26 protein-coding genes are annotated in these 23248 nt (G+C 57.8%); 3 read left to right on the top strand and 23 right to left on the bottom strand.

Going from position 1 to position 23248, the window contains the following annotated elements; all coding sequences use genetic code 11:
- Positions 1-9 precede the first annotated feature (9 nt).
- The 5 genes from AC2FJF_RS08285 to AC2FJF_RS08265 form a co-directional block, all read right to left on the bottom strand.
- Positions 10-1020 carry a diguanylate cyclase domain-containing protein gene (locus AC2FJF_RS08285; protein WP_496724528.1) on the bottom strand — a complete coding sequence of 337 codons (1011 nt, stop codon included), beginning with the start codon at positions 1018-1020 and terminating at the stop codon, positions 10-12.
- Positions 1017-1604, bottom strand: a complete 588-nt coding sequence (locus AC2FJF_RS08280) for a heme NO-binding domain-containing protein (protein ID WP_496724526.1) — start codon at positions 1602-1604, stop codon at positions 1017-1019. Before AC2FJF_RS08280 ends, AC2FJF_RS08285 begins: the two co-directional genes overlap by 4 nt.
- A gap of 120 nt (positions 1605-1724) precedes the next feature.
- Entirely contained in the window at positions 1725-3284 is a 1560-nt protein-coding gene (locus AC2FJF_RS08275) for a trimethylamine methyltransferase family protein (RefSeq protein ID WP_496724524.1), read from the bottom strand.
- Between the two features lie 120 nt (positions 3285-3404).
- Entirely contained in the window at positions 3405-4097 is a 693-nt protein-coding gene (locus AC2FJF_RS08270; RefSeq protein WP_496724522.1) for an HAD family hydrolase, read from the bottom strand.
- A 25-nt stretch (positions 4098-4122) separates the two neighbouring features.
- Positions 4123-4404 carry a DUF3572 domain-containing protein gene (locus AC2FJF_RS08265; RefSeq protein ID WP_496724520.1) on the bottom strand — a complete coding sequence of 94 codons (282 nt, stop codon included), beginning with the start codon at positions 4402-4404 and terminating at the stop codon, positions 4123-4125.
- Positions 4405-4491: 87 nt separating this feature from the next.
- Here AC2FJF_RS08265 and AC2FJF_RS08260 point away from each other — a divergent pair, with 87 nt between their 5' ends.
- Positions 4492-5880: a diguanylate cyclase gene (locus tag AC2FJF_RS08260; protein WP_496724518.1), complete on the top strand. Its 1389-nt coding sequence runs from the start codon at positions 4492-4494 to the stop codon at positions 5878-5880.
- A 5-nt stretch (positions 5881-5885) separates the two neighbouring features.
- Here AC2FJF_RS08260 and AC2FJF_RS08255 read toward each other — a convergent pair whose 3' ends face one another.
- Genes AC2FJF_RS08255 through AC2FJF_RS08240 form a run of 4 tightly spaced genes read right to left on the bottom strand, consistent with a single transcriptional unit; the run spans position 5886 to position 7790 of the window.
- Positions 5886-6359, bottom strand: a complete 474-nt coding sequence (locus AC2FJF_RS08255) for a periplasmic heavy metal sensor (RefSeq protein ID WP_496724516.1) — start codon at positions 6357-6359, stop codon at positions 5886-5888.
- The gene (locus AC2FJF_RS08250) at positions 6356-6709 is read right to left on the bottom strand and encodes a hypothetical protein (protein ID WP_496724514.1); all 354 of its coding nucleotides are present in this window, start codon (positions 6707-6709) and stop codon (positions 6356-6358) included. The genes AC2FJF_RS08255 and AC2FJF_RS08250 overlap by 4 nt, the downstream gene beginning before the upstream one ends.
- On the bottom strand, positions 6702-7316 hold the full coding sequence (locus tag AC2FJF_RS08245) for an RNA polymerase sigma factor (protein ID WP_496724513.1): 615 nt from the start codon (positions 7314-7316) through the stop codon (positions 6702-6704). The genes AC2FJF_RS08250 and AC2FJF_RS08245 overlap by 8 nt, the downstream gene beginning before the upstream one ends.
- A 6-nt stretch (positions 7317-7322) precedes the next feature.
- Entirely contained in the window at positions 7323-7790 is a 468-nt protein-coding gene (locus tag AC2FJF_RS08240; RefSeq protein ID WP_496724511.1) for an EF-hand domain-containing protein, read from the bottom strand.
- Positions 7791-7980: 190 nt separating this feature from the next.
- Between AC2FJF_RS08240 and AC2FJF_RS08235 the strand changes: the two genes are divergently transcribed.
- Positions 7981-8379, top strand: a complete 399-nt coding sequence (locus AC2FJF_RS08235) for a DUF983 domain-containing protein (protein ID WP_058279642.1) — start codon at positions 7981-7983, stop codon at positions 8377-8379.
- Positions 8380-8404: 25 nt separating this feature from the next.
- Complete coding sequence (locus AC2FJF_RS08230) at positions 8405-9106, top strand: NUDIX hydrolase (RefSeq protein WP_496724509.1); 702 nt, start codon at positions 8405-8407, stop codon at positions 9104-9106.
- A gap of 22 nt (positions 9107-9128) precedes the next feature.
- Here the strand turns inward: AC2FJF_RS08230 and AC2FJF_RS08225 are convergent, their stop codons facing one another.
- From AC2FJF_RS08225 to nuoG, 14 genes are all read right to left on the bottom strand, one after another.
- Positions 9129-10796 carry a ribonuclease J gene (locus AC2FJF_RS08225; protein ID WP_496724507.1) on the bottom strand — a complete coding sequence of 556 codons (1668 nt, stop codon included), beginning with the start codon at positions 10794-10796 and terminating at the stop codon, positions 9129-9131.
- Positions 10793-11572 (bottom strand): type III pantothenate kinase, encoded by a 780-nt coding sequence (locus AC2FJF_RS08220; protein ID WP_058274409.1) that lies wholly within the window; start codon positions 11570-11572, stop codon positions 10793-10795. Before AC2FJF_RS08220 ends, AC2FJF_RS08225 begins: the two co-directional genes overlap by 4 nt.
- A gap of 11 nt (positions 11573-11583) precedes the next feature.
- Positions 11584-12333, bottom strand: coding sequence for a biotin--[acetyl-CoA-carboxylase] ligase (locus tag AC2FJF_RS08215; protein ID WP_496724505.1), 750 nt, complete (start codon positions 12331-12333; stop codon positions 11584-11586).
- A gap of 54 nt (positions 12334-12387) precedes the next feature.
- A complete protein-coding gene (gene nuoN, locus AC2FJF_RS08210; RefSeq protein WP_496724503.1) occupies positions 12388-13830 on the bottom strand; it encodes an NADH-quinone oxidoreductase subunit NuoN in 1443 nt (480 codons plus the stop codon).
- A gap of 15 nt (positions 13831-13845) precedes the next feature.
- Positions 13846-15390, bottom strand: coding sequence for an NADH-quinone oxidoreductase subunit M (locus tag AC2FJF_RS08205; protein WP_109310429.1), 1545 nt, complete (start codon positions 15388-15390; stop codon positions 13846-13848).
- On the bottom strand, positions 15390-17543 hold the full coding sequence (nuoL, locus tag AC2FJF_RS08200) for an NADH-quinone oxidoreductase subunit L (protein WP_496724501.1): 2154 nt from the start codon (positions 17541-17543) through the stop codon (positions 15390-15392). The genes AC2FJF_RS08205 and nuoL overlap by 1 nt, the downstream gene beginning before the upstream one ends.
- Positions 17544-17549: 6 nt before the next feature.
- Complete coding sequence (gene nuoK / locus AC2FJF_RS08195; protein ID WP_005984024.1) at positions 17550-17855, bottom strand: NADH-quinone oxidoreductase subunit NuoK; 306 nt, start codon at positions 17853-17855, stop codon at positions 17550-17552.
- 4 nt (positions 17856-17859) lie between these two features.
- Positions 17860-18462 carry an NADH-quinone oxidoreductase subunit J gene (locus tag AC2FJF_RS08190; protein ID WP_496724499.1) on the bottom strand — a complete coding sequence of 201 codons (603 nt, stop codon included), beginning with the start codon at positions 18460-18462 and terminating at the stop codon, positions 17860-17862.
- A complete protein-coding gene (locus AC2FJF_RS08185; RefSeq protein WP_281994869.1) occupies positions 18459-18869 on the bottom strand; it encodes a carboxymuconolactone decarboxylase family protein in 411 nt (136 codons plus the stop codon). Before AC2FJF_RS08185 ends, AC2FJF_RS08190 begins: the two co-directional genes overlap by 4 nt.
- On the bottom strand, positions 18866-19360 hold the full coding sequence (nuoI, locus tag AC2FJF_RS08180) for an NADH-quinone oxidoreductase subunit NuoI (protein WP_050602762.1): 495 nt from the start codon (positions 19358-19360) through the stop codon (positions 18866-18868). The genes AC2FJF_RS08185 and nuoI overlap by 4 nt, the downstream gene beginning before the upstream one ends.
- A gap of 3 nt (positions 19361-19363) precedes the next feature.
- Positions 19364-19888, bottom strand: coding sequence for a hypothetical protein (locus AC2FJF_RS08175; RefSeq protein ID WP_496724497.1), 525 nt, complete (start codon positions 19886-19888; stop codon positions 19364-19366).
- Between the two features lie 95 nt (positions 19889-19983).
- Positions 19984-21021 carry an NADH-quinone oxidoreductase subunit NuoH gene (gene nuoH / locus AC2FJF_RS08170; RefSeq protein ID WP_496724495.1) on the bottom strand — a complete coding sequence of 346 codons (1038 nt, stop codon included), beginning with the start codon at positions 21019-21021 and terminating at the stop codon, positions 19984-19986.
- Positions 21014-21229, bottom strand: a complete 216-nt coding sequence (locus AC2FJF_RS08165; RefSeq protein ID WP_496724493.1) for a hypothetical protein — start codon at positions 21227-21229, stop codon at positions 21014-21016. Before AC2FJF_RS08165 ends, nuoH begins: the two co-directional genes overlap by 8 nt.
- Positions 21226-23247, bottom strand: coding sequence for an NADH-quinone oxidoreductase subunit NuoG (gene nuoG, locus AC2FJF_RS08160; protein ID WP_496724491.1), 2022 nt, complete (start codon positions 23245-23247; stop codon positions 21226-21228). The genes AC2FJF_RS08165 and nuoG overlap by 4 nt, the downstream gene beginning before the upstream one ends.
- Position 23248: the final 1 nt, after the last annotated feature.

Below are 23248 nucleotides of genomic sequence, written 5' to 3'. Positions count from 1 at the left end.
GATCAGATGTTATTGCGAACTGGCCGATTTCAACCCATAGGCCGCAAGCTCCGAGAACAGACAATGCCGCGACCGTCCCTGCCGCTTTGCCTCGTACAGCGCCTGATCGGCTGCATTCAGCAGCTCTGCCGCTTCCGGATTGCCGAACTGCGTGGACAAGGCCGTTCCGATGCTTGCCGAAATCCTACACGGGGCACCCTGAAACATCATGGGTTGGCATAGCCGACTGATCAGGCGTCCTGCTATGTCAGAGAGGACATTTTCGTCGACCAGACCTTTAAAAATTATTACAAACTCATCACCACCGACCCGAGCGACCGTGTCCTCATTTCGGGTCTCTTCCTCCATTATGCACGCAGCCTGTTGCAACACAAAGTCCCCCGCCGCATGGCCAAGGCGGTCGTTGACACTTTTGAAGAAGTCCAAGTCCAAATGCATAAGCGCAAAGGCGCAATTGCCCGAGATCAGGTGGCCAAGGACCACGTCCATCGCGCGGCGGTTTTTCAACCCGGTCAACATGTCTGTCACCGCCTGCTCTTCAGCGGCCAACATGGCCCCCTGCAGCCGCAGGTTCAGTGAGCGCGACGCCTCCATCGCGGCTGTTTTCGCCTCAACCAGATACAGCAGTTCAATCGACAGATCCGTGCCAGAGAAATCCGCGCTGGTCAGAGCATAGTCACGAACAGCGTCCAGGATAGAAATCCCGAAGGACAGGTTGATGATTGCCCCGCTCTCCTTTGGCAAAGGAGCGACCAGCCCCGTCAGCGCGGTCCGGGGTTCGTCGTGAAACTTCAGATGCACCTTGCCACCGGGCAGAGACAGCAGCGCGGAAATCGTTGTCACTGCTCGTGGTCTTACCAGTTCAAAAACGTCCAGAAAACCGCGACCCCGCATCGGATGGTCCGGGCGAAGCTTTTGCAGCGTTGGTCCCGCGTTTACGATCCTGCCTTTGTTGTCCACCATCACGAACATGGGGCACAACGTGTCCAAAAGAGCCGAGAGTTCAGAGGCTTGCATCATGACTTGCGCGCCCCAAGATCGAAATGACGCCCTTCGGCAAAGGCACTTTCCACGAGGACGATTGTGATGACTTCAGCCTCGCCCTGCGCCCCTTCATGCGACAGCATGGCCAATGCACCATAGTCATCCGCTATGGCCCGCAATACGCCCACCATCACGCTGGAATAGCCCGGCAGGCCAGAATAGCAGTGCAGACGATACTCTGCTGGTGACACCTCTTGCAGCTCCAGCATCGGCAGGCGCAGATCCGAAACCGCTAGTCGGGCACGGTCTGACAGGTCATCCAGTGAGTGCAAAAACTCGACATATGTCACACCGCCGAATCGAAGCAGTCGGCGCAAACCTTCCATATTCGGGTGCGACACCAAATAGGTTCCAAGATCTTCCAGTATCTCGGCCCGTGGGCGATTCAAGTCAGCACTTAGCGCGTCCAAAACCTGCGCGGTCATGGCGTCGTCATAAAGCAGCATTGCCTCAAACTCGGAAAAACCCAGGCCCGCGGCCTCGGTCACCCGCTGCCAGCAGGGTTGTCCATAGGTCGCGCAAACAAATGACTGTATTGCCCGATTGATCAGACCATGCATGAGATGCCCCAAATTGGTTACACCCCAATCTGCTCAGATAATCCTTAACAAATACCCAAAAAACACGATGCGTGGATGACTATCCGACAGAGTCTCAATCTGGAAGTTATTGTTGTTACATTAGAAATCCGTCGGCGCGCCACCCTCGTCCTTTCGGCGGGCAACAAAATCCTCCAGCTCTTCACGAATCCCGTCATCTATCGGCGGGGGCTCAAAGCTGGTTACGATTTCCTTGAACATGTGGTGGGCGCGCTCGGCCGTCCAGATACCACCTGCAACGTCCCAGCCTTCGTAATTTTTCCAATCGCTTAGGAACGGCTGATAGAACGCGGTCGTGTAGCGGTCCTGGGTGTGCTGAATACCAAAGAAATGGCCATCGTTCCCAACGGCCTTGATTGCATCCAGCGCGATTTCGTCCGGGCCTGTCGCTGTGATCTCGGGCTGCATGTATCGCTGGATTTGCTGCAGAATTTCGCAATCCATGATGAATTTTTCGGGGCTAGCAATCAGCCCGCCCTCAAGCCACCCGGCCGCGTGATACACCATGTTACTACCCGACTGCACCGCAGCCCAAAGCGAGTTCGATGTCTCCCACACCGATTGCCCATCCGGCACGTTTGCCGCACACACACCTGACGACCGCATGGGCAAGCCATAGTAGCGCGCCATTTGGCCGGTCATCTGGGTTGAGCGCATATATTCGGGCGTTCCAAACGCAGGTGCGCCAGATTTCATGTCAACGTTGGACGTGAACGTCCCGATAACACAGGGAATTCCGGGCCGGACATATTGGAACAGCGCAATTGCGCACAATGCCTCGGCCAGGGATTGCGCAACCGCGCCCGCCATCGTGACTGGCGCCATCGCACCAGCAAGTGTGAACGGCGTTACGACAATCGCCTGCCCGCGCCGCGCAAGACGCAGGCAGCCGTCAATCATCGGGTGGTCGTGTTTCAACGGTGAGGTCGAGTTGATGTTGGTATACATCCGCGGGGTCGCTTCGAACTCTTCATGGCTGTGACCCCCAGCGATCCGCACCATTTCCATCACGTCCTCGACCCGTTCTTTGCCCAGCGAATAGGCATGCATTGCCTTGTCGGTCAGCGTCAGCTTGTCATAGAGAACGTCCAGATGCCGAACGCTGGCGTGGATATCGACCGGCTCGACCGGGTAGCCCCCGGCAAAGTGGATACAGTTGAAATACTGTGTCAGCTTCAGCAGATTCCGGCACATCTCACGGTTACCGGCCACCTTGGTCCCGATCTCAAGATCCCAGTAGTTCGGCGGAGAGGAGACGTTCCCGAAAAGCAGGGTTTTGCCACCAACCTCAATCGTCTTGTCAGGATTCCGCGGAGTGATCGTGAACTTTGATGGCGCTTTGGCCACCATTTCCATCACAAAGTCACGACCCATACGAACGTTGTCGCCATTGATCGTACAGCCCGCCTCTTTCAGGATACCAAGCGCTTCTTCGTTGTAGAACTCGATCCCGATCTCTTCGAGGATGCGCATGGCCCCCTCGTGGATCGCTTCGATGCCAGCTTGATCCAACGGTTCGGTGGGTTTGTCGATGTTGATCGGCGGATTCCACGGCATTTGGTCGATCACCGCGCTGCCCCTGCGTGCCGCCGCACCTGCCCGTCCCCCTCCGCGCCGTTTGCGAGTCTCTGTGTCAGCCATTGGAACCCTCCGGAACTTGCTTTCATCAAGCAAGCCCAGAAGTCGGCCCAGTGGCCGCTCTATCTGCGACAAGGTTTGTCGGTTTTATTACTTGGGCAGTCGAATTCAGCCGAAGCTGGATCAGTTTTCAGCCAACCAGGCGGGAATGTGACCGATATCCGGCAGCACGACATCCGCCATCGGCGCAAGTGCCTCGGCCGGGGCCAGCCCGGTTAGTACCCCAATTGTGGTCATTCCCGCTGCACGCCCGGCCTGCAGATCATGCAGGCTGTCCCCCACCATCGCCACGCGTGACGGGTCGACACCAACATGGGTCGCAAAGGCAATCAATTGCCCGGGTCCGGGTTTGAACCCATGGCCGCTGTCGTAGCCAGCAACAAAATCGAAGTGGTCGCGAATCCCGACTGAGGCGAGATGTTGCAGCGCAGGCATCTCTCCGTCGTTCGTGGCTACACCCAGTTTTAGACCCGCCTGCCGCAAAGCATCGAGGAAGGGAACCAGAGGAACAGCCGGCGCCTGTGTCGCCGTCGCCGATTCCGTGTTCAGAATGTCGATCAGCTCATCGCTGGGCATATCCGGGAAATAGGGTGCAAGAGCTTCGGCGATCTCTTCGACGGTCCCCGCAATCACGATGCTGTCGTCAGCATATTCTTCCGAAACCGGATCAAATCCGATGGCCTGGCCCAGTTCAGCAGCCCGCTTTTGGTCGCCGTCTGACAGCTTTTCCAACACGCTGCGCCCGAAACCACCCCATGTGTTCGCAAAGTCAAACAGTGTTCCGTCCTTGTCGAACAAGATCGCATCGATGGGCATTACATGCTCCTGTCAGTGATTTGAATCAGGTCCAGTGAACGTCGCCACCGGACAAAACAGCTCGCGCCTGACCCGGCAGGTCATAGGGCACGGAATTGGCGTCACAAAAGGCGATCACCCACGAATCGTCAAGCATCAAGAATTCCAGAACCGAATTCAGGAACTCCGGCTCTGATGCGCGAACCCGCAGGTCCTCGGTGGATGCGCCCGTCGAGCCCAAAAAGATCGGTAGCAATTCGTCATTCCCGACCAGCCAGCCAAGGACGTTCAGGGCAAGCGTTTCGGCGGATTGGACGGTGATCGGCATAAAGAGGCCTCGGGTATGCACTTGGAAAGGGTTTGTTAACCAGACTCATAAACACTTTGGCAACGCATGCAATCAACGGTGATAGATATGTCCGTGCAGGGAACCATTCTTGTCCTCGACGGGACTTCGACCAATCGCATTATGCTAAAAGTTCAGCTGACGGCGGCGTGGTATCACGTGGTTCAGGCTGAAAAGCTGTTTGGGCTGGCCGGGTTGCTAAGTCGTACGCGCCCCGATCTGGTGCTGGTGGCACAAACGCTGCCCGATGGCTCGGCTGCGGACGTCAAAAGACTGGTGATGGCCCATCCGGAACTGGCCGATGTACCGGTCGTTGCAATCGCACCGCAGAACGACAAGGCGGCAAGGTTGCAGGCATTGGCGGATGGGTTGGACGACGTGTTGGCGGCCCCGTTCAAGGACACCCTGCTTCTGGCGCGAATTCGCAGCCTGCTGCGCGCGCGCGCTGACACGCAAGAGCTTCAGCTGGGCGACGGATCACATCCAGTCGGATTTGCAGAACCCGCGACCGTGCTGATTACGCCGTCGAAATCGGCCCATGTGGCCATACTGACTCAGAACAGCCGGATCGGGACATTGTGGAAAACCGCATTGTCCGAGAGATCACATCACAGCCTAAGCACACATGCAGCTTCGAACATGCGCGCCTTGTTGTCGGGTCCGGTACCGGATGCGATTCTGGTCGAAATAGGAACGACCGCCACGGGGCTGAATGCGTTGGCGGATCTGAAGTCACGGGGGGCAACTCGGCATACCGTATTGATCGCCGTCTTGGCCGATGAAAACGCGACAATGGCGAGCGAGGCGCTGGATCGTGGCGCTGACGCCGTTTGCATGGGGGGGTTCTACGTCGAAGAGGTTCAACTGCATCTGGACAACCAGATCGCGCGAAAGGCCCGAATGGACCAAATACGCGCCTCATTAAGGCGTGGGCTGGCCGAGTCGTGGGTCGATCCGCTGACCGGGTTGCACAACCGTCGCTATGCAATGAAAGCCATGGATCAGATGGCGCGACAGCCATCGCGATCTGGTCACGGTTTTGTTGTCATGCTGGCAGACCTGGATCATTTCAAAACCATCAACGACCGTTTTGGGCATGTCAGTGGCGACCAGGTTTTGACCGAGGCCGCAAAACGCATGAAGTGCACGGTTGGCGCGGCCGGTTTTGTCGCGCGCATCGGAGGGGAGGAGTTTATTATCGGCCTGCCCGACAGCTCTCAGGCGGGGGCGATGGATCTAGCAAAGACACTGCGTGACTGTATCAGCAAGGCACCGTTTTCGCTTCCCGATACCTCGGCCGCCGTGCCTGTCACCATCAGCATCGGCCTGACTGCACCGAACCCGCCCCTGCCCCTTGGTGACCCGGTGGAGCGGTTGCTGAAATCCGCCGATACTGCACTTTATGCAGCCAAGAAGGCAGGTCGCAATCAAGTAAGGATCAGGCAGAGCGCTGCCTGAGACCCTCAGTCCTTTTTCTTGTGGCCACGCGGGCCTCGTTTAACGACCTCTTCCAGCCGGTCGGCATAGACCAGACGCTCTTCATCACTCATGGCTTCAACCCGGGCCAACCACTCTTGCTGCAGCGCGTTCTGCAGGTCCGCCATGGACTGCGCTTGTTGGTCCAGCAGGACTTGAACCGCCGCAGCGTCAAAGGGGTTTGCCCGCAAAGCAGTGCTGAGTTGGGCAAAATCCTGGGATCGGTTGTGTGCACCCTTTTTGTGACGGTCGAAAAGCTCACCGCGCATCGCTTTGCGTTCTTCTTTTGGCAGCGCACGATACAGCGCCGAACCAAAACCTGGCGGAGATTTTGCATGATCCCCACCTTTGACCCGCAGTGCGGTTCCCAGGGCAACGCCGACGATCAGCAGGTTCAAGGCCAGCGAGATGACCAGTAGAACCGACATCCAGCGGTTTTTGGGTTTGGGGCTATCGCTCATTCGGCGTCCTCCAGAAAACTCGTATCCAGACTTAGGTCAGCGACCACGAAACTAACATCCTGCGCGTAGATGTAATTGGCGGGATCAGGCAGAAACGCCGGTGCTGAAAAGCCGATCCAAACGCCCGCCATACTGGCTGCAACCAAACCGCCCATTCCCTGCCAGCCGCCAAACCCGGCCAGCAGACGCGCCCACAGAGAGTTTGTCTTTGGCTCATCTGGCTTCAGGCGACCCAGCCGAACAGATTCCGCGTCGGTGAGAATGCGCACGGCCAGATCATCCGGCAACTCTTGCCGATCCTGCCGGGCTTGGGCGAACAACAGATCCAGATTGTCTTTGTCGTCAGTCATCGTCGTACCCCAATTCATCACGTCGCCCGGCCAGAATCGCCGCTAACGACCGTTTTCCTCGTGCCGTAAGGCTTTCCACCGCTTCCACCGAAATGCCCATGATCCCAGCGATTTCGGGGTTGGGCAATTCTTCAATATGCCGCAAAACAACAGCTTGTCGCTGACGTTCGGGCAGTTGTGACAGTGCAATTTGCAGCGCGTCGTTTCGGGCTGCGTCCTGTAGACGGTCGGCTGCACTGGCCATTTCATCTGCTGGCTCTGGCACATCCGCCAGCCGGTCCGGCGTTTTTTTACGGCGCAGATCAACACACAGATTTAGCGTCACGCGATAAAGCCATGTCGATACTTTGGCCTGACCGGGTACCCAATCGGGTGCCATCTGCCACAGGCGCATCATCGCATCTTGTGTCACATCTTCAGCCTCGGCGCGGTTGCCCAGAAACCGAAGGGCCACTGATAGGCTGCGCGGCGCAAGCCGATCGGTGAGAACGCGCGCCGCCGCGGCATCGCCATCGGCAAACTGCCTGAGCAACACATCGTCGCCCAATTCGTCCGCGGCGTAATCCACGCCGCGAACGTATTGCGGAGCAGAGGTCAGGTCCTCCATCCTGCATCAGCTGTCGTCAGAGTCCGCTTTCCCATGTTTCTTGTGGCGCTTTCCCATTCTGTCTTTTGCATCGGCAAATTCCTCTTCCGAGATAGCGCCGTCCTCGTTCGCGTCGATCCGATCAAACATCTTGTCAGCACGGCGCGGCTTGGGCAACTCGTCCTCGCTCAGAAAACCGTCCTTGTTGGCATCGTTGCGTTCAAACATCTTCGTAACACGGTCGTTGGCCTTCTTTTGACCTGCTGCCTGCATCTCTTCGACGCTCAGTTGGCCGTCGCCATCGGTGTCGGCAATGGTGAAACGCTGATTCCGATGAGCCTGCATTTCTTCCTTGGTCACTTGCCCGTCACCGTTCGCATCGAGCTGTTGAAAGGTCACAGGTTCGCGATCTTTACCGCCTGCGGCGAAAACAGATGTGCCGGTGATTGCCACTGCGGACACAATGATTGCCGGAATGAATTTGGCGCTTTTCATAACGTTTTTCCCTTGTTTTCGCGGCGCCATTGCCGCTGCTTACATAGGTTCAAACGGGACAGGCATCCCATTCCGTCGCAGGAAGTGAAACTTTTTTGGAAACGACTTGGCGATGCAAAGCGACGCACCCCCTTTCCCGAAGCCACAAACAAGCGTTATATCCTCATCATTGGAACGCGCGAGTATCAACATGACAGATCAGACGATCGAAACCCACGATGTAGAAGACCGCCCGACAAAGCCGGCACTGGTCAAAGGGTTCCGTTGCCGTTGCCCAAATTGCGGCGAAGGCAAACTGCTGCACAGCTACCTCAAGGTTAACAACGAATGTTCGAATTGCGGACAAGAGCTGTTTCACCATCGCGCCGATGACGGGCCGGCCTATCTGACCATTCTTCTGGTAGGTCACCTGCTGGCACCGGCGCTTCACTTGTCTTATGTCCACTGGCGCCCTGAGCCCCTGACGATGTTCCTGGTTTTGGCAATTGGCTGTACTGCCCTGTCACTATTCCTGCTGCCACGATTGAAAGGGGCCGTTGTCGCCTATCAATGGGCTCGTCGCATGCACGGCTTTGGCCAGTCCGCGTGATCTTGGACCACAAGTTGAGCAACGGATGACGGTGGACAAAACAGCCATACGCGACGCGGCGACAGTCATTGTCCTACGGGATCGTCTGACCAATCCATCCATCCTGATGGGGCAACGCGGCGCAAAAGCCGCGTTCATGCCCAACAAGTTTGTCTTCCCAGGCGGCGCTGTCGATACATCTGATGCGGATGTTTCACTGTCAACTGATCTGCCTGCCGTGTGCTGTGATCGCCTTGCGGAACGGTCACAAGCCGGGCTGCAGAATGCCTTGGCGGCGGCTGCGATCCGAGAGCTTTGGGAAGAAACCGGACTGATTTTGGGCCAACCGGGCGATTGGACCGGTCCGCTGACCGAAGATTGGGCGACATTTGCGCAGATGGGATACCGCCCATCGGCACAAGCACTTCAGTTCGTCTTTCGTGCCGTCACCCCCCCTGGGCGACCCCGCCGGTTCGATGCACGCTTTTTCCTGGTAGACGCCACTGCAATCCAGGGCGATCTGGATGATTTCAGCCACGCCTCGGACGAGCTGTCACATCTGCAATGGGTGCCGCTGGACCGGGCGCGCGAATTCGACCTGCCGTTCATTACAGAAGTCGTGCTGGCCGAAATCGCTGCTCGGGTGACAGACCCAACGCCCCCTGAAACTGTTCCGTTCTTTCTGAACAGTCAGGAGGAAAGCCTTTTCCTCAAGCTTCGCGGTTATCCCATGCCAGAAGCAGACTGAGGGCCGGTGGCCCTCAGACACGTTATTTCATGCGGCTGATTACCGTGGTGACTTCGGGCTTTTTACCAATCTCGGTCTTTGCTGTTTGGCGAACGATCCGGCGTATTGCCTCTTCCAGTTTGTCATCGTCGCGCAGGGTTTTGGCATCGGCCCGCATCAGAAACTGATTCAGGTCTTCTTCCAGAACTTCAACCAATGCAGCCCGGGACGATCCAATCTCGGACAGACCCATCGTATCGCACCACGGCTCGCCCAGTGGTTCGTCCTCTTCGTCCAGAATGACCGTGACAGTGACGTGCCCGTTCAGCGCCATGCGAATCCGGTCACGCACCACCCCATCCAGGGCGCCAACTTTGACCGTGCCGTCCAGATAGGTCCGTCCGGTTTCGACATAGTCGACAACCCGCGGCGCATTCCCTGTCAGATCCAGCATGGTGCCGTTTACGGCCAGAATACCGGTACGCCCACCAGCTTCGGCCAGTTTGGCATGCTCGCGCAGGTGGCGATGTTCACCGTGCATCGGAATGATCATCTGCGGATCGATCAGCCCATGTACTTTCTCAAGATCCGGACGGTTGGCGTGGCCGGACACGTGATACAGGCCCGCACTGTCATCGACCACATCTACGCCCTTTTCACTGAGCTGGTTCATGATGAAAATCACGCCGCGCTCGTTGCCGGGGATGGTTTTGGAGGAGAAGAGAAACAGGTCGCCCTCTTTCAGTTCCAAACCGCGGTATTTGCCCCGCGCAAGTTGCGCGCTGGCCGCGCGGCGTTCACCCTGGCTGCCGGTGACGATCAGCATCAGGTTCTGGCGTGGCATGTCCACAGCCTCTTCGGCGCTGACGACGCGTGGAAAGCTGGTCAGAATGCCCGTTTCGGTCGCGGCTTCAATCATCCGGCGCATCGCGCGACCCAGCAGAACGACCGAGCGCCCCGCCCGTTCACCCGCCTCGGCCAGTGTTTTCACACGTGCGACATTCGACGCAAATGTGGTGGCAACAACCATGCCGCTGGCTTCCTCAACCAGCCTGGTGATCTCGGGGCCGACCTCGGATTCCGAACGACCCGCATGGGGGGAAAACACGTTCGTACTGTCACACACCAGCGCTTTAACGCCAGACTTGGCAACCTCAGCCCAGAGATTAGGGTCAAAAGGTTCACCCACGATCGGATTTTCATCCAGCTTGAAGTCGCCGGTATGTACGATCCGCCCCTCTGGCGTGTCGATCACCAGGGCAGCGCTTTCGGGGATCGAATGCGAGACCGGCAGGAAACCCACCTTGAACGGACCAACGGAAATCTGTTCGGGCCAGGCCGATGCAGTATGCACGGCATCCTCGGGGTGTCCGTGCTCTTCCATCTTGCGGCGCGCGATGTTGGCAGTGAAGGCGCGTGCGTAGACAGGCGCACCCAGCGCCTCATAGCAATGCGCTACAGCGCCCACGTGGTCCTCGTGTGCGTGGGTGACGAACACGGCTTCTAGCCGGTCGGCACGTTCGCGCAGCCAAGAAATGTCGGCATGGATCAGGTCAACGCCCGGGGTGGTGTCCATGTCCGGAAATGTCACGCCCAGATCCACAAGGATCAGCCGTTCCTGACCGGGTTTGCCATAGCCGTAGACATAGGCGTTCATGCCAATTTCGCCGGCACCGCCCAGCGGCAGGTAGATCAATCTTTCGCTGCTCATGTCGAGCCATTGTCCTTGTTATAGCGATGTATCACGGTAAGTCCGTGCATCGTCAGATCATCTTCGATTGCGTCAAACCCCACGTCCGCCTGATCGAACAGCGGCGCGAGCCCACCGGTTCCAACGACTTTCATCGGCATTCCATATTCCGCCTTGATCCGGGAAATCAGCCCCTCGATCAATCCGGAATAGCCCCAATACACGCCGGATTGGATACAGCCAACCGTATTCGTGCCAATCACATTTTCAGGGCGGGTGATATCGATATGCGGCAGGGCAGCCGCGCCCTGGTGCAACGCCTCGAGGCTGAGGTTTACGCCCGGCGCAATGATCCCGCCGACATAGGCCCCATCCGCCGCAACCACATCAAAGTTCGTCGCCGTGCCAAAATCTACAACAACCACGTTGCCGCCATGCCGGTCAAACGCAGCCACCGCGTTGGCCAGACGATCCGGGCCGGGCACTGTCCCCTCGTCAACACGCGGATTCATCGGCAACAGGCAATCGGGTTTGCCCACGACAAGCGGCCGACACCCAAAGAACCGATCAGCAAAGACCCGCAGGTTGAACACAACGCGCGGCACGGTCGAGGCGATGATCACATCAGTGATTTCAGCCTCGATCCCATAATGTTTCACCAGCGTCGAATACCACGTGAAGTAAGCATCGGCCGTGCGCGCGTGGTGGGTCGATGTGCGCAGGGTGCACAGAAACCTTTCACCGTCCCAGATTGAGAACACAGTGTTCGTGTTGCCGCAATCAATTGCCAGAAGCATCTGAGCCTCCTTCAGAAAAACACATCCGCCGCCGGAATACTGACGCGGCCTTTGGCGGTGTTTAGGACAAGGTTGCCCCCTGCGTCCACCGTTTCAAAGGTTCCAACCGTTTCCGACGCTGCGGTACGGGCGGTGATGACCTCACCCAACTTGGCAGCCCGGGCCAACCACGCGGTCCGGATCGGTTCAAACCCGTAAGTCACGAATTGACTCTCGTATCCGGCATAGGCGACAGCAAGTTCTGTCAGGAAATCCTCGGGCGTTACGTTGCCTCCAGCTTCGGACAATAGGGAAACCGGTCGGACGGCGCCGGGTTCTACTTGATCTGCTCCGGGTGCCTCTGACAGGTTCACGCCGATGCCTATGGACAAGTGCGAGACGCCGCGCCCCTGCCCTGTACTTTCCAACAGGATACCCGCCAGTTTGCCGCCGTTCAGCAATACATCGTTGGGCCATTTGAGCGACAAGCCCGTCGCCCGTCCGGTCACTGCAACGCAGGCGTCAAACAGCGCCAGCGCAGCCACAAAGCTGCGCAATGCGGCCTGTTCCGGATTTCCCTGTGGCCGCATCAAAAGGGTCGCGGCCAGATTCCCCTTGGGATTGGCCCACGCCCGACCCCGCCGCCCACGCGCCGCCGTCTGGTGATGCGCCATGATCCAAACCGGACCGGTCGTGGTCGGGGCCATGCGGGTGGCCTCGTTCAATGTGCTGTCGACCTCTTGCAGCACGTGCAGGCCGTATCCCTGTGGCCAGTCTGTCATGTCAAAAAGGCCCGATCCGCTGACCGAGCCCCCAAGTTTGATTTGTTACGATGATCAATTGACAAGAGTGGCCGCCGCAGCTGCCGCCGCGCCTTCAATACCGAACTGATAGAACACACCCACCAGCATCAAAGCGGCAGAGCCCATTAGAGCAACCCACAGAACCGGCGCAGAATGCGTTTCGATCGGGTCGTCGTTTTCAGCTCCGAAATACATGTAGAACACGATCCGCAGATAATAAAACGCGCCGATGACCGAGGCGATGGCTGAGGCGATCACCAGCCCGGTCAGGCCCGCGCTTACGCCAGCCTGCCAGACACCGAATTTGGCGAAAAAGCCCAGCATTGGTGGGACGCCCGCCAGGCTGAACATCAGGATCAGCACCGCCAGCGCCTTGCCCGGTTCGCGTTTGGAATATTGGCGCAGGGCGTCGATGTCCGTGACCGGTTTGCCGTCCCGCTCCATCATCAGAATGAAAGCGAATGTGCCGATATTCATCGTCACATAGATGGCCAGATACATCAGCATAGCCTTGATGCCCAACTCGGTCCCCGCAGCCAGTCCGATCAGCGCATAGCCCATATGGGCAATCGACGAGAACGCCATCAGCCGCTTGATGTCACGCTGGCCAATCGCTGCAACCGCACCCAGCAGCATCGACAGAACAGAAAGCAAGACAATCACCTGTTGCCAGTCCTTGATCACGCCTCCAAAAGCGTCGTGCATCACGCGTGCGAACAGAGCCATGGCAGCCACTTTCGGCGCTGTGGCAAAGAATGCGGTGATTGGCGTGGGCGAGCCTTCGTACACATCCGGCGTCCACATGTGGAATGGCACGGCGGACACTTTGAACGCCAGTCCTGAGATCAGGAACACCAGACCAAACAGCAGGCCAACCGAAATCTCACCATCCTGAACCGTTTGGATGATACCCGAGAACAGCGTGGTGCCTGTAAACCCATAAACCAGCGAGGCACCGTACAGCAGCAAACCCGAACTCAGCGCACCAAGCACGAAGTACTTCAAACCGGCCTCGGTCGATTTGGCACTGTCCCGGCGCAGCGCGGCCACGACGTACAGCGACAGTGACTGCAGCTCCAGCCCCATGTACAGCGACATCAGATCGCCAGCACTGACCATCATCATCATGCCGACAGCGGCCAGCGCAACCAACAGAGGGAATTCGAACCGCAGCAGATCCCGACGCGCCATATATTCCTGACTCATCACCAGAATGGCAGCTGCTGATAGCAGGATCGCCACTTTTGAGAACCTTGCGAACCCGTCATCGACAAACATGCCATTGAACGCGACATTGGTACCATCGCCGTTGGTCGCGATCCAAATCGCCAGCAACGCCATCAACCCAGCGGTTGTCCAGACCAGCAAAGGTGCCAGCCCGTCTTTCGTCGTGTAGACAGCCGCCAACAGCGCCGCCATCGCATATACGGCCAGAACAATCTCTGGCAGGATTATCGTCAGATCAGCCTGGATCATGTCTCCAAAGCCCCCTTAATGCGATGCGGCTGACTGGGTCGCGGCCTCAGCCGCGGCCAGAGCCATGTCATAGTTCGAAATCAGCGCGGCGGTCGAGTTGCCGATTACATCGGTCACAAGCGACGGGTAGACGCCCAGCAAGATGGTCATCACGATCAGCGGCGCAAAGATCAGCCGCTCGCGCGAGCTCATATCCGTCATCGCCTTGAGGCTTTCCTTGATTAGATCACCAAACACGACGCGACGGTACAGCCACAGCGCATAAGCTGCCGAGAAGATCACACCAGAAGCCGCAACAGCTGTCACCCATGTGTTGACCTGGAAGGTTCCCATCAGTGTCAGGAATTCTCCGATGAATCCACTGGTGCCCGGCAGACCTACATTGGCCATGGTGAACAACATGAAGACCAATGCATAGGCTGGCATGCGAATGACCAACCCACCGTAAGCCTCGATGTCGCGAGTATGCATCCGGTCATAGATCACGCCAACACACAGGAAGAGCGCAGCCGAGATGAACCCGTGGCTAAGCATCTGGAAGATCGCGCCGTCAATGCCCTGCTGGTTCGCAGCAAAGATGCCCATGGTCACAAAGCCCATATGCGCGACCGAAGAATACGCGATCAGCTTTTTCATATCTTCTTGCACCAGCGCCACCAGCGAGGTGTAGACGACAGCAATCGCCGACATCCACAACACCAGATCAGTCATCACTGCCGAGCCCACCGGGAACATCGGCAAGCTGAACCGCAAGAAGCCGTAGCCGCCCATCTTCAACAGGATCGCCGCCAGAACGACCGATCCAGCGGTCGGTGCCTGAACGTGGGCGTCCGGCAGCCAGGTGTGTACCGGCCACATCGGCATCTTCACTGCAAACGATGCAAAGAACGCCAGGAACATCAGCGTCTGCATGCCGCCGACAACATAGATGCCAAGCACGCTGAACCCTTCGGACGAGAAATGATGGCTCATCAACGCTTCGATATCGGTAGTGCCCGCGTCCGCATACATCGCGACCATCGCCACCAGCATCAGCACTGATCCAAGGAAGGTATAGAGGAAGAACTTGAAGCTGGCGTAGATGCGTTCTTTGCCGCCCCAGATGCCGATGATCAGGAACATCGGGATCAGACCTGCCTCGAAGAACAGGTAGAAAAGCACCAGATCCAGCGCCATGAACACGCCCAGCATCAGCGTTTCCAGCAGCAGGAAGGCGATCATGTATTCTTTGACGCGGTCCGTGACGTGCCAGCTGGCCAGAATGGTCAGGGGCATGATGAAGGTGGTCAACAAGACAAACAGAACGCTGATACCGTCCACACCCATCTTGTATTTCAGACCCAGCAGCCATTCGCCTTCTTCCACCATCTGGAAGCCGGTGTTGGACGGATCAAAACCCGTATAGATGCCGATCGAGACCAGGAACGTCACCGTGGTAGCCACAAGTGCAACCCATTTGGCATTTCGCTGTGCCGCCACGTCCTCGCCATGAAGGAACAGGGCCAGAATGCCTGCTGCCACGGCGGGGATGAAGGTGACGATGGAGAGGATATTATCCATTAGTGTGCGCCTCCGCCGATCGAAATCCAGGTGACAAGGGCAGCGATACCCAGAACCATCCAGAAGGCGTAAGTAAAGATGTAGCCCGTCTGCGCCTTGCCAGCGAGGCGGGTAAAGAAGGGTACAACACCCATGGCCACCCCGTTGAGGAAACCGTCAATGGTGTTGCCGTCACCCCGTTTCCACAGGAATCGGCCAAGGGCGATGGTGGGCTTGACGAAGACCGCGTCATAGATCTCGTCAAAGTACCACTTGTTCAGCAGGAACAGGTAAAGAGGACGCTGGTTCTGCGCCAAACGCGCCGGCAGCGACGTGTTCACGATGTAGAACCAGTAGGCCACGATAAAGCCCAAAGCCATGGCGACAAAGGGCGAAACCTTGACCCACTTGGGGGCAGCATGCGCATCGTCCAGAACATGATTGTCCGGCGCGATGTAAATCGCGCCCTCGCCCGGTTCACCCGCGAAGACGTAATGGTGGTCGTCGCCGTGAGTCGCTTTTTCTTCGTGTCCGGCGTCATCACCATGGCTTTCATCCGCGTGCGCCTCATCCGCATGCGTATCGTCTCCATGGGTCGTATCGGCTGTACCGTGATCACTGGCCTCTGCATGCTCGGACGCCTCAGCCACCGGTATTCCGTAGAACTTGCCGACCTTGTCTGTGTGACCAAAGAAGTTGCCATACCAGATCATCCCGGCAAACACCGCGCCCAAGGACAGAACACCCAGCGGCACCAGCATGGTCATCGGACTTTCATGCGCGTGCTCATGCGTATGCTTGTCGCCACGTTCTTCGCCGTAAAAGGTCAGGAAAATCAGACGCCAGCTGTAGAATGACGTGAACGCCGCCGCGATCACCAGCATCCAGAAGGCATATCCGGTGCCGCCGGCAAAAGCGCTTTCGATGATGGCATCCTTGGACAGGAACCCGGCGAACCCAATTTGGGTCAGTGGGATGCCGACGCCTGTAATCGCAAGGGTGCCGATCATCATCGCCCAGAATGTATAGGGGATCTTCTTCCGCAGGCCGCCATATTCGGTCATCTCCTGCTCATGATGCATCGCGTGGATCACCGAACCTGCGCCAAGGAACAACAGCGCCTTGAAGAAGGCGTGGGTCAGCAAGTGGAACATCGCCGCCGAATACATACCAACACCCGCGGCCACGAACATGTAGCCCAATTGAGAGCAAGTCGAATAGGCAATGACGCGCTTGATGTCGGTCTGAACCAGGCCAACGGTTGCGGCAAAAAACGCGGTCGAGGCCCCAAGGAAAGTAATGAACCCGGTAGCACCCGGCGCAAATTCCATCAATGGCGACATCCGGCAGATCAGGAAGACACCCGCAGTCACCATGGTCGCGGCGTGGATCAGGGCTGATACAGGCGTCGGACCTTCCATCGCATCCGGCAACCAGGTGTGCAGGAACAACTGTGCCGATTTGCCCATCGCACCGATGAACAGCAGAACGCAGATCACCTCGATTGCGGTCCACTCACCCCACAGGAAGTGCAGCTTCTCTTCGGCCAGCGCAGGGGCCGAGGCGAAAATATCCGAGAAATTGATGCTGTCCGTCAGGAAGAACAACGCGAAGATGCCCAGAGCAAAGCCAAAGTCGCCAACCCGGTTTACGATGAACGCTTTCATCGCTGCCGCATTGGCCGTGGGCTTGCGATAATAGAACCCGATCAGCAGGTACGAGGCTACACCCACACCTTCCCAGCCAAAGAACATCTGAACCAGATTGTCCGCTGTCACCAGCATCAGCATGGCAAAGGTGAAGAACGACAGATAGGCAAAGAAGCGCGGCTTATAGCTTTCGCCCTCGCGCCATTGCGGGTCGTGATCCATGTAGCCGAAGGAATAGAGGTGCACGAGCGCTGAAACAGTCGTCACCACGATCAGCATGATCGCGGTCAGACGATCCAGTCGGACGGCCCAGCTTGTTGACAGCGATCCGCTTTCGATCCAACGCATGATCTCGATCTGCTGGGTCACACCGTCGAACGAGAAGAACACGATCCAGGACAGCAGACAGGCCAGAAACAGCAGGCCCGTCGCCGTCCACATGGCGGCTTTCTCGCCAATGAACTTCCAGCCGAACCCGCAGATCAGCGCGCCCACCAGCGGGGCAAAGAGGATGGTGGTTTCCATAATCTCTTACCCCTTCATCATATTGACGTCTTCAACCGCGATGGTGCCACGGTTGCGGAAGAAGCAGACCAGAATGGCCAGCCCGATCGCCGCCTCGGCCGCCGCCACGGTCAGCACGAACAGCGTAAACACTTGCCCGACCAGATCGCCGAGGAAGCTGGAAAACGCCACAAGGTTGATATTCACCGCCAGCAGCATCAGTTCGATGCTCATCAACAGGATGATGACGTTCTTGCGGTTCAGGAAGAGACCGAAGATGCCGATGACGAACAGCGTCGCCGCGACCGTGAGATAGTGTTCAAGTCCGATCATCGTCTTAAAGCCCCTGCCCCGGTTTCACGTCCTTCAACTCCATCGCCTTGGCCGGGTCGCGCATCATCTGGCCGACGATGTCCTGACGCTTGATGTCCTGACGGTGGCGCAGAGTCAGAACGATGGCGCCGATCATGGCCACCAGCAGGATCAGGCCCGCCAGTTGGAACAGAAGGAAGTATTGATCATAAAGGATAACACCTAAGGCCTCGGTGTTGTGCCGGTCCACCGGGATCGGCTGTGCCAGATTGGCCGCTGCACCCTGCGCGCTGTCCCATGCCCCAAAGGCCATGACGAACTGCATCAGGATGACCAGACCGATCAGCAGGGCCAGCGGCATGTAACGCGCCATCTCAGCCTTGAGCTCGGCAAAGTCCACGTCCAGCATCATCACCACGAACAGGAACAGCACCGCGACCGCGCCGACATAGACGATGATCAGCAGCATCGCTACGAACTCGGCACCCAGCAACACAAACAGCCCCGCCGAAGACAGGAAGGACAGGATCAGCCACAGCACCGAATGCACCGGCTGACGGCTGATCACCGTAAACAGCCCGCCGGTGATGGCGCTGATGGCAAACAGGTAGAAGGCAAAGACGGTCATTGATCCTCATCCTCGTTGTCGCCCAGGACCTCTTGCGCCAATTCCAGCGCGCGGGTCATGGCCGGGATGCCGGCAAAGACCGACATCTGACCGATCGTTTCCACGATCTCTTGTTTCTTGGCACCGGCCTCCAGCGCATGGCGCACGGTCTGACGCACCGCCGCATCCGCCTGCGCGCCCTGACAAGTCAGTCCGGCCAGCGTCAGCAGCAGGCGGGTCTTGGCATCCAGTCCGTCCTTGTTGACGGTGTTGCCGAACATCATTTCCATGACCTCTTTGGGCATGGTCGGCCACAGCGCCTCGAACCCCTTGGGCGAGAAATTCTCCATCGCCGGGTTCATCGCCTTGGCCATGTCCTGCGCCTGCTTCATCATCAGGTCGAACGGATTTTGGGGCGTGTCACTCATCTGTACGGCGCGTCCATTTCCAGATTGCGGGCAATCTCGGCTTCCCAGCGTTCGCCGTTATCGAGCAGTTTTTCCTTGTCGTAGAACAGCTCTTCGCGGGTTTCTGTCGCGAATTCAAAGTTCGGACCTTCGACAATGGCATCGACCGGACAGGCCTCTTGGCAGAAACCGCAATAGATGCACTTGGTCATGTCGATGTCATAGCGCGTGGTGCGGCGGCTGCCGTCTTCGCGCGGTTCGGCGTCGATGGTGATGGCTTGTGCCGGGCAAATCGCTTCACACAGCTTGCAGGCGATGCAGCGTTCCTCGCCGTTCGGGTAACGTCTCAGGGCATGCTCACCACGAAAGCGTGGGGAGAGAGGGCCTTTTTCGTGCGGGTAATTGATGGTGGCCTTTGGGGCGAAGAAGTACTTCAACCCCAGTTTCATGCCGACCCAGAAGTCTTGCAGAAGGAAGTATTTGGCGGCACGAGTGTAATCGATTTGGGTCATGGCTTAGGAATCCTTCTCGCAGCGTCCAATTGTGTCTTCTGCAATCGCCGACATCTGATCCACGATATCTGGCGTATCAGGATCGAGCGCTAATGTGCGACGGTCAAACTCTCTCATACGCGCGCATTCCGACATATTTGTCGCGCTCAACAACTGATCCACCTTCATATCGCTCGGAAAATCACCGTTTTCGATTCCCCAATTGACGAACTCTTCCAAGTGAGCACGGTCTTCCTGTGTGATCCAAAGGCAATCAACCAGATCCAACAAAGCGATAGATTTGTTGCGCATCCCCTCTGAAATCGGATCACCATTGGCTAGGTGGCTCCGATAAACCGCCATGTCGCCAACCTGGATCGCGTTAACAAGGGCACCTATGGCAAACTTATCGAAGGCAGAATGCTGGTCCACATCAACCCTCGGGTCCAACCCACCTGTGTTATTTGCGAGAATGCCTAGAACCTTATCGTCGATAGCAGATACAGCGTCAATTTCGGATCCGCAGAACCCGCGTGCCAAATCAAGCATGTTCCGCTGCTCCAATGGCTCCGCTTTATCAGCCGAGACAGGACTGCTTCCAGCAGCCACCGTGCAAGCCACCAACAGATTTAGAAGACTTATCCTCATCCCCCTACGCTCCAACGGGCAAACGCGCCCCAGAACCAGTCGAACCTCGCCGCGAAGGCCACAAAGACCACCCAGGCCAGCGAGAAGGGCAGGAAGACTTTCCAGCCCAACCGCATCAGCTGGTCATAGCGGTAGCGGGGCGTGATAGCCTTGACCATCGCGAAGAGGAAGAAGAAGAACGCCATCTTGGCGACCATCCACAGCACTCCGTCGGGCAGGCCCGGGATCGGTGACAGCCAGCCGCCGAAGAACAGTAGCGTGGTCAGGGCGCACATCAGGAAGATTGCAATATACTCACCGGCCATGAACAGCAGGAAGGGCGTGGCCGAGTATTCGACCTGATAACCGGCGACCAATTCCGATTCCGCCTCGGGCAGGTCGAACGGAGGCCGGTTGGTTTCCGCTAGCGCCGAGATGAAGAACAGGAAGACCATCGGGAAATGCGGTAACCAGTACCAGCTGAAGAAACCGAACCGGCCGTCCTGCGCTTCGACAATGTGGCCGAAGTTCATGGAACCGGTTGAGATGATAACACCGATGATAATCAGGCCAATGGAAACTTCATAGGAAATCATCTGAGCCGCAGAGCGCAATGATCCAAGGAACGGGTACTTTGAGTTCGACGCCCAACCGCCCATAATCACGCCATAAACTTCCAGTGAGGACACGGCAAAGACATACAGGATTGCGACATTGATATCCGACAGCACCCAGCCATCATTGAACGGGATCACGGCCCAGGCGATCATCGCCAATACGAATGAGGTCAGCGGTGCGAGGATGAACACAGTGCGGTCGGCCCCGGCGGGTATGACCACCTCTTTTACCACGTACTTCAGGGCGTCAGCCACCGATTGCAGCAGTCCATAGACGCCAACCACGTTGGGGCCGCGGCGCATTTGGACGGCGGCCCAGATCTTGCGGTCGCCGTAAACAAGGAACAACAGCGAAATCATCACGAAGGCAACAACTGCAAGCACTTGCGCCAGAATGATGATGGCTATTCCGCCTGGGGTGTTAAAGAAATCAGCCATTGGTCCTCACACCGTGGGTATTCAATTTTTCGCGGGTGATGATCAGGCCAAGTGCCTGCGCATCTTGCGGTTGGGTCGGCGCATAGGTGTAAACAGCATCCGCAGCCATCGCGCTACCTTTTTCATTGCGTTTCATGCGCAGTTCCCTGGTGCCCGCACCGCAAGCGATGTTGGCTTCTGAAAGCGATATGAAACGGGTCTGGTTCATTCTGCCGCAATCTTCCCGGTATTCCGAGACTGCGCCTGAGCAGAAAGCTCGGCCATCAACTGCGACGCCCGTGCAATCGGGTTGGTCAGATAAAAATCCCTGATCACATTGCGGAACGTTGCCTGACCCAGAGGGCCAGCATCCAACGGCTGGACCTCATTCTCGATCACGTGGTCGATTTGGGCCAGATGCGGCACGGCTTCGATCAACGCTGTGCGCAGTTGCGCCAGCGAGTCGAAAGGCAACGTAGCGCCCAGTTCTGCCGACAAAGCCCGCAAAATGGCCCAATTCTCTTTCGCCTCACCCGGGGCGAACCCGGCACGCATCGCCAGCTGCGGGCGGCCTTCAGTGTTCACGAACAGGCCGTTTTCCTCGGTATACGCGGCACCAGGAAGGATCACATCGGCACGGTGCGCGCCACGATCACCATGGCTGCCCTGATAGATCACAAAGGCACCTTCGCCGATTTCAACTTCATCCGCGCCGAGGTTGTAGATCACGTCAGCCGCACTAACCGCATCCATGCCGCCTTCGTTGGTGGCATCCACATCCATCGCCCCCACGCGAGACGCAGCGCTGTGCAGGATCAGCAATCCACTTTCGGTATTGGCTGCAATCGTTTGCGCGGCGGCCAGCACAGCTGCGCCGTCAGCCTCAAGCAGCGCACCCTGCCCGACGATGACCAGCGAGGCTTTGTCCTTGATCTCATCATCGCCGCCCATCTCGACGACCTTTTGCAACGCCGCGCGGTCGTCGCCTATATGGTGGTACGCGTAGGTCAGATCGACCGCAGGCCCAACCAAGGCCACCTCGGTCCCATGTACCCAAGCCTTGCGGATACGCGCGTTCAGAACCGGAGCTTCGTCACGCGGGTTCGTTCCGATCAGCAGAATTCGCTCGGCTGTGTCAATATCCTCGATCGCGGCCGTCCCGGCATAGGCACCGCGATTTCCCGCAGGCAGCTTGGCCCCATCGGTTCGGCATTCAACAACACCGCCCTGCCCTTCGATCAATTGCTTCAGCGCGAACGCGGCCTCGACCGGAGCGAGATCACCAACGATACCTGCAGGTTTTTCCGCCCCTTTCAGCGCTTCGGCAGCTTTGGTCAGCGCCTCGGGCCACGAGGCCGGGCGTAGCTTGCCGTTTTCGCGCACGTAGGGTTTGTCCAGACGCTGACGACGCAGGCCATCCCAGACGAATCGAGTCTTGTCGCTGATCCATTCTTCGTTCACGCCGTCATGGTTGCGCGGCAGAAAGCGCATGACTTCGCGCCCTTTGGTATCGACACGAACGTTCGAGCCCAGGGCATCCATGACGTCGATGCTCTCGGTCTTGGTCAGTTCCCACGGGCGTGCTGTGAAGGCATACGGCTTCGAGGTCAGAGCTCCAACTGGGCACAGGTCGATGATATTGCCCTGCAAGTTCGAATTCAGCGTCTCGTTCAGATAGGACGTGATCTCGGCATCTTCGCCACGCCCGGTCTGACCCATCTGTGTGATCCCGGCGACCTCGGACGTAAAGCGCACGCAACGGGTGCAGCTGATGCAGCGGGTCATCGCGGTTCCGACCAGCGGCCCCAGATCCAGATCGTCCACGGCGCGCTTGGCTTCCTTGAAGCGTGAGCCCGAAACACCATACGCCATCGCCTGATCCTGCAGGTCACACTCCCCACCCTGATCACAGATCGGGCAGTCCAGCGGGTGGTTGATAAGCAGGAACTCCATCACCCCTTCGCGCGCTTTCTTGACCATGGGCGAGTTCGTCTTGACCTCTGGCGGCTGACCTTCTGGTCCCGGGCGCAGATCGCGCACCTGCATTGCACACGACGCCGCAGGTTTGGGCGGGCCGCCGACAACTTCGACCAGACACATCCGGCAATTCCCGGCGATCGACAGACGCTCGTGATAGCAAAAGCGCGGCACCTCGACCCCGGCCTGCTCACAGGCCTGGATCAGCGTCATCGCACCATCGACTTCGATTTCCTGCCCGTCGATATTCACTTTGCGGAGGTCAGACATG

It is taken from the genome of Ruegeria sp. CDSB013 (genome assembly GCF_059611165.1).
The sequence above is the reverse complement of the archived record's forward strand: the minus strand, read 5'-3'. Positions and strand labels throughout refer to the sequence as shown.